The organism is Bartonella sp. MR110HLJHH (assembly GCF_042194225.1).
In the GTDB taxonomy this organism is placed as follows: domain Bacteria; phylum Pseudomonadota; class Alphaproteobacteria; order Rhizobiales; family Rhizobiaceae; genus Bartonella; species Bartonella grahamii.
The window spans coordinates 1-6,677 of record NZ_JBHIMQ010000025.1; the positions used below are offsets into that span (position 1 = coordinate 1).

Genomic DNA, 6,677 nt, shown 5'->3' on the forward strand with positions numbered 1-6,677 from the left:
GATCCAGAATTATCCAAGCAAGTTGATTGGCAAGCAGTTCGAGCTGAGTTTAAAGACTGGGATTATAAAGCCCAAGGATTGACAGAAGCCGGTGCGGCTCTCGTGGCCTTGGCTGTCACGGCGGTTACGGGTGGAGCAGCCTCGGGCGCTGCTAGTGCCATTACCGGTGCATTGGGGCTTGGCTCGAGCACCGCCATGAATGCGGCGATACAGGCTGGTGTCCAAGCGCTGATTAACAAAAGCGCTGTGGCTCTTGTTAACAATCGCGGCAATATTGCCGGCGCCTTGCATGAGCTTGGTTCTTCCAAGAATATTCTCAGCATTGTCTCGTCGATGTTGACAGCAGGCTTAACCAGCCAAATAACGGAAATGGTTGGTGTTGGACAATCTTTGCCAAAAACCGCTCCTTTTGTCGATCGTATCGCCCTTGAAGCGGAAAAGAACCTGATCAAAGCCGCTATTGGCACAGGCGTGCAAACGGCTCTTGAGGGTGGCTCTCTTGACAAGAACTTTTTTAACAATCTGCGCATCGCCCTGTCTGATACGGTTGGCAAATCGTTGGCAGAAGAAATCGGTACCGCCAAGGCAGAAGGCAAAATAGATACGATCACACAAATCGTTGCCCATGCTGGTCTTGGCTGCTTAAAAGGCGCGGTTGCGAGTGGCACTTGCTCTGCCGGTGCTGTGGGCGGTGCTGTGGGTGAAGCCACAGCTATGCTCCAGTTTAAACTGTGGGTGCAAGGCATTGTGAAAGAGGAAATGGGGGACCTAAACGGTCGCACCCCAACTCCGGAAGAGGAAGCGCGTATAAACGCAAAGATTGATGCGCAGTTTACTGACTTTAGAGACCACACCATTGATGTCGCACGGGCTGCCGGGGGCGTTGCCGCTGCCCTTGCCGGTGGCGATGTTGATGCCGGCGCCGATGCCGCTGGAAATGCCGCTGCAAATAACTTTTTGGGGAGTGCACAACGCGCTCAGATGAAGAAAGAGTTAGAAGAGTGCCCTGATGATCAGTGTCGAAGAGATGTTAACGAAAAATGGTTCGAGATTGATGAACAACAAGATAGAACTTTTGCGACAGGAATTATGGCTGGTCTCATTGCCGATGCACCAATCAAGCTATACGAGTTAGCTGATGGCGCTGTGAAGAACATGATGTTACAAATGATAATATTTGCTAGCAATCCACGGGGGGGCGTTGAAAAGAGTTTTAAAGACATTGGAACAGGAGCGTCTTGGGTCGTGAGTGGACATGTGATTGATGATGTCTGGGAAGGTGCTGGTCAATTCTGGGGAGGTGTTGAGGATTCCTTTATAGGGGATATAGATTACGTAAAAGAGAATATTGAAAAAGCGGGAGTTGACGGAGCTTTTAATGCTGGTTTTGAAAGTGGAAGATTATCAGCCGGAGTATTAGAAAACTTTGCTGGAGGAGCTGGAGCAGCCAAGGGAGCTATAAATCTTGGCGAAAAGGCTGTGATCAAGTTCAATGCTAGGAAAGATTTTGCCCAATTTGCTTCCAAGAAAAATCTTGCCAAACTTGCAGCTCAAGGAGATCCTGATAAACTTGCGGCGAAGAAAGAACTGACCAAACTCGCCGCTAAAGAAAAAAAGCTTTGGTTAAAAAAGAAACCCACTAAATTTACCGATAGCAAATTTGGACAGACTAACAAAGCCTATCAGAGAGACGATTTGTTTGATCCTGACAGAATTTCTAAATGGAGAGTAAACAAAAAAACGGTATGGGGCACCAATGTTGAAAGAATGAAAGCAGGAAAAGCACCTATAGGATTTGATGGTGAGCCTGTTGAGTTGCATCACCTAAAGCAAACGCATGAGGGGCCCATAGCAGAAATTGGCAGTAAAGATCATAACAAATATAATTCCGTGATTCATGCTCCTTCTAAAACACATCAATCGCTTATAGAGAGAGAAAAGTTTAAAAAATGGAGAGAGGAATATTGGAAGGAACGCGCTAAAGGTTATAGAAAACAAACAAACAGTAATTTAGGAGGAATAATTGATATGAAATGGAGTATCATAGGGATAGATTTTGACAGATGGGGACAGGAGCATCGGCAATAATGCTCTACGGTTGATGAAAAGAGAAAAAAGAAACTTATAGAATAATTTATGGAGAATAATTGATGAAAACCTATACCTTAGCTGATGTTGCAGTATTAATTGATAAAGTGAATAAATATGATGATGAGATTATCAATTTGGGTAGTGAAGATGATGAAGAGAATGAAACAGATGATTTACAGATTGAAAAGGCGGAGAAAGCTCTCGGCGTACAATTCACATCCTCTTACAAAGTTTTCTTAAAAAAATATGGAGGAGGAGAAATTGGTGGTGATGAAATCTTTAGCATTTATGGAGATTGTGGGGAAGGTATTCCTGCTGGTGATATTGTTTACCGAAACTTACTCAATAGAGAACGTGGTTTTGTGACACCAGAGCAGCTTTTCGTTAGCAGAACAGATTTTGGTGAAACCTTTTATTTTGATTATACGCAGTTTCGGGATGGTGAATGCCCACTCTATGTCATGCTTCCATCTGAAGATTGCGAATATTATGCCAGTAATTTTTATGAATTCCTTTGCAAAAGAATTAAAGAAAGCGTGGGAGTTGAGATACCTGATGGTGATCAACCAATTGAAAAGATTGAGAACACTCCCACTCCGCAACCTATACCTTTTTACAAGAGCTTTTGGAAAAAACTATGGAATAGGTGAAATTGATAGAGGAAATATGGAGCGTTTATAACGCACGTTTTGAGGATCATCCATGAAAACCTATACCTTAGATGATGTTGCAGTATTAATTGATAAAGTGAATAAATATGATGATGAGATTATTAATTTTGGTACTGCAGAGGATGCAGTTAGTGATGTACGGATTGAAGAAGCTGAGAAAATTCTTGGTGTAAAGTTTACAACTTCTTATAAGGATTTTTTAAAAAATTATAAAGGAGGAGAAATTGGAGGTTATGAAATTTTTAGCATTTATAACGCAAGTTTTGAGGATTGTCCTGCTGGTGATATTGTTTACTATCACTTAACAGATATAAAAAATGGTTTAGCAAAACCACAGCAGCTTGTTGTGAGTAGAACTGATTTTGGTGAGACATTTTACTTTGATTATACTCAGTTTCAGGATGATGAATGCCCACTCTATGTCGAGATTCCATCTGGAGCGTCACATTATTATGCAAGTAATTTTTATGAATTTCTCTGTAAAAGAATTAAAGAGCACGCAGGGGAAGATTTATGAAAACCTATACCTTAGATGATGTTGTAGTACTAGTTGATAAATATAGCGATAGTATCGATTTTGGCACTACAGATGAAGCAGTTGATGATGTACTAATTGAAAAAGCAGAGGGGATTCTTAAATTGCAATTCACATCCTCCTACAAAAGTTTTTTGAAGAATTATGGAAGAGCGGAGATCTGTGGTGAGGAAATATTAAGTGTTTATAATACAAATTTTGAAATTGCTCGTAGTGATGATATTGTTTATTATCATATAACGGATATAGAAAATGGTTTGGCAAAACCACAGCAGCTTGTTGTGAGTAGAACTGATTTTGGTGAGACATTTTATTTTGATTATTCTCAATTCCAGAATGGTGAGTGCCCGCTCTATCTTAGATTTCCACCTAGCGATTCCCAGTATTACGCAAGTAACTTTTATGAATTCCTCTGTAAAAGAATTACAGATAACTTGAAGTAAATTTCTTTGTATGGTGGTTTTACTTTCAAATTGCAATGTTAAACCACCATTATTTTTTTCTTTTCAAGAATGCAAGCGTCGTTAATATTTTTTAGGGGGGGAAGGACTTATGAAAACTTATACTTTAGATGATGTTGCACAATTAGTTGATAAATATAGTGATATTATTAATTTTGGCACTGCAGAGGATGCTCCTGATGATGTATGGATAAAGAGAGCTGAAGAAACTCTAGGTTTGCAATTCACATCTTCTTACAAGAGTTTTTTAAAAAATTACGGAGGAGGAGAAATTGGTTGCGAGGAAATTTTTAGCATTTATGGTGTAGACTTTGAAACTGTTTATGGTGGTGATATTGTCTATAATCGCTTAACAGAAATGAAAAGTGGTTTAGCAAAACCACAGCAGCTTGTTGTCAGTAGAACTGATTTTGGTGAGACATTTTACTTTGATTATACTCAGTTTCAGGATGGTGAGTGCCCGCTCTATCTTAGATTTCCACCTAGCGATCCCCAGTATTACGCAAGTAATTTTTATGAATTTCTCTGTAAAAGAATTATGGAACATGCTGGGGGGTAATGACGATGCAAACCAAAGACGCAACAGAGATTTTAAAAAAAGTTGGTTGGGAGCCTCATCGCGATGAAATGGATGATATGTTTGCTTATTATCACCTCCCCGATCGCATAGTGCGTATTCATTATGGTGTCATAGATTATGGACGGGATAGCGGAAGATTGTGGGTTTCTGTCAGTCTTACTACTGCTGCTTATTGTTTTGGCTGTGAATATGCTAACGGTAAAGAATCGCAACCTCAATATGAGGATATGCTGATTTCTTCAGAAGAGAATTTTGGAGTTACAGCACTGGAGTTTTTTGAAAGCCATGTCAAGGTAGCTTTAAACAAAGTGTTAGCTTGGGCGCAAGCACAAGATATTGAGAAAAAATTACGTGAAGAATCTGCTAATCATTCTCTCGTTGCAAAGGCTCTACTCGGCGATACCGAAGCTTTAAGGAATTACAAACCTACACCTCAATTATATACACCAGAGTTTTCTGATTATGAAAAGATGACACAGGTTGAGCGCGTTATCTTTTTTGCTGAGGCTTATAAAAATAACGAATTGGATGACATTTTAACACGCAAAAAACCGAAACAGCGTTTGATGAGTCTTACAGCAGCAACACGCATTCTTAAAACCCAAGGGTGGTTTGCCACAGAGCCTGGAAAAATGTGGTTGGTTTTGCCCGACCGCTTCATTCAATTTGATTTTGGTTTTATACGTCTTCCAAATGATGATTACAATGTTCATCTTGAAGCAGAGATCTCCAACGAAGATATTTCTGTAGCTTGCCATTATATTCACGATAGTAGAAAATGTAGGCAGATATCAGCTACAAATATTTATCAGTCTTTTAATACGATTGGGGGAGGGGTTTTTAGTGGTGTTGATAAAGGGATTGATATTCGTGTAGAGACATTAAATGAGCAGGAGCTTATAAAAATTTCTGAGCGGGTGATACAATGGGCGCGTGCTCAGGATTTAGAAGCAGCGATAGAAAGCAAAGCGCTTGTTCAAAAATATAGCTCTTGTCCCGATATCCCATGGCATTTGGCTTGTTTAGCATTAACAGGTCAAATTGATGTCCTGAAATCCTATCAAAATGCCGTAAAAGCAGGTACGATTTCTGAATATTTAGATGACGATGATGTGGAAAAATATGTTAATCACGCTGTTCAATTTGCTGAAGAACATCTGACCGTTTTAAAGGAGCGAGAGGCGGCGGATGCACGTATTGGTGTACAATCTTTAGCTCTTCTTAATACAGTTTCTGAAACATTAAAAATGATGAACTGGACAGTCTATTGCGACAAAAATTATAATCGTAATGCCTATTTTATAAGCAAAGACCGTATCATTAATATAATGTACAGTCTTGATAGAAAAGGGAAAACACCGATCGTTATATTCAAGGCTTCACTTTCAACACTTGCCTTTTCCACTGCTCATAGGGATGTTTTTCCCGAGAATCCTCAATATATAGCTCTCAAAGAGGCAGAAGAAGTTTATACAGTTTCTAGTGTTGAAGTTGAAGAAGGCAAACTAAAGCAAATCTGTGTGGATATTCTTAAATGGGCTGATAACCAAAACACCAACCAAATCATCTATGATTATGCGGCGTTGCCAACAAACAGTGAATTTTGCCTTGCAGAATTTCACCTTATTGCACTTATTTTGACTGGCAATGTCAAAAAACTTAAGTTTTATAAGGAGAGTTTTCAAAGAAAAAACCGTCTAGGCTTTGTAGATACTATCACAAAATATGATATTGACAACGCGCTTACTCTTGCCCAGCGTTATTGAACAGGTTTTCCTAAAAACGTTCCGATTTTGAGCTTGGATCCGCAAACAGTATCTGTTGCCTCCAAAACAACTTTTGTTGAAGTGGCAGGGGAAGTGGATGAAGCAGATGATAATGATAACTATCTCACCATGGAAAGTGCTGATTTTTTTAAGCCTTTCAAAAGAAAGGGATTATAATCATAAGAAATGCTATCAAAACTATTATGGTACTTAGTTTTGAAGGTTTTGAGGGTTCCTTTTCCCCCCTTATATATTTTTTTCAATCAAAAATAAAATAATACATATAAGAAGCACCCCCAAAGTCCCCCAAAACTAATGATGGGGAGTGCTTTGAAGGTTCACTGTTATATTGTTTAATATTTTATAAGATTTCCAAATTGCCTCAGTGCGATGTCTTATGACTTTTCACTAAAGGATGCTGTTCATAACGTATGATAGGTCGACTGCCTTGGGAGCTATTGTCTCCAGAGATTTTACGAAAAACCGTCATCGTTTATTCCACGCTCGATACGGTCATAGGTAAATTGATCATCTTCATTAAAAGCCGTTAGATAAAAAGCACGGTCTGTTTGA

The 6,677-nt window shown here is 39.4% G+C and carries 5 protein-coding genes and 1 pseudogene; all 6 read left to right on the forward strand.

Annotated features, from left to right (window positions below; genetic code table 11):
- Positions 1–2,088 (forward strand): DUF637 domain-containing protein (locus tag ACFIKB_RS08620; RefSeq protein ID WP_375653333.1); only part of this gene is annotated, 2,088 nt, incomplete at its 5' end.
- Positions 2,089–2,150: 62 nt separating this feature from the next.
- Positions 2,151–2,741: an SMI1/KNR4 family protein gene (locus ACFIKB_RS08625; protein ID WP_375653335.1), complete on the forward strand. Its 591-nt coding sequence runs from the start codon at positions 2,151–2,153 to the stop codon at positions 2,739–2,741.
- Positions 2,742–2,793: 52 nt separating this feature from the next.
- Positions 2,794–3,279, forward strand: coding sequence for an SMI1/KNR4 family protein (locus ACFIKB_RS08630; protein ID WP_375653336.1), 486 nt, complete (start codon positions 2,794–2,796; stop codon positions 3,277–3,279).
- Positions 3,276–3,740: an SMI1/KNR4 family protein gene (locus ACFIKB_RS08635; RefSeq protein WP_015856208.1), complete on the forward strand. Its 465-nt coding sequence runs from the start codon at positions 3,276–3,278 to the stop codon at positions 3,738–3,740. Before ACFIKB_RS08630 ends, ACFIKB_RS08635 begins: the two co-directional genes overlap by 4 nt.
- Positions 3,741–3,849: 109 nt before the next feature.
- Positions 3,850–4,317: an SMI1/KNR4 family protein gene (locus ACFIKB_RS08640; RefSeq protein ID WP_375653337.1), complete on the forward strand. Its 468-nt coding sequence runs from the start codon at positions 3,850–3,852 to the stop codon at positions 4,315–4,317.
- 5 nt (positions 4,318–4,322) lie between these two features.
- Positions 4,323–6,281: pseudogene (locus ACFIKB_RS08645) on the forward strand (DUF6990 domain-containing protein).
- Positions 6,282–6,677 lie beyond the last annotated feature (396 nt).

Excerpts from the sequence above, each read along its gene's own strand:
- ACFIKB_RS08635 (WP_015856208.1), top strand. The coding sequence starts at position 3,276 with ATGAAAACCTATACCTTAGATGATGTTGTAGTACTAGTTGATAAATAT.
- ACFIKB_RS08640 (WP_375653337.1), top strand. The coding sequence starts at position 3,850 with ATGAAAACTTATACTTTAGATGATGTTGCACAATTAGTTGATAAATAT.
- ACFIKB_RS08625 (WP_375653335.1), top strand. The coding sequence starts at position 2,151 with ATGAAAACCTATACCTTAGCTGATGTTGCAGTATTAATTGATAAAGTG.
- ACFIKB_RS08630 (WP_375653336.1), top strand. The coding sequence starts at position 2,794 with ATGAAAACCTATACCTTAGATGATGTTGCAGTATTAATTGATAAAGTG.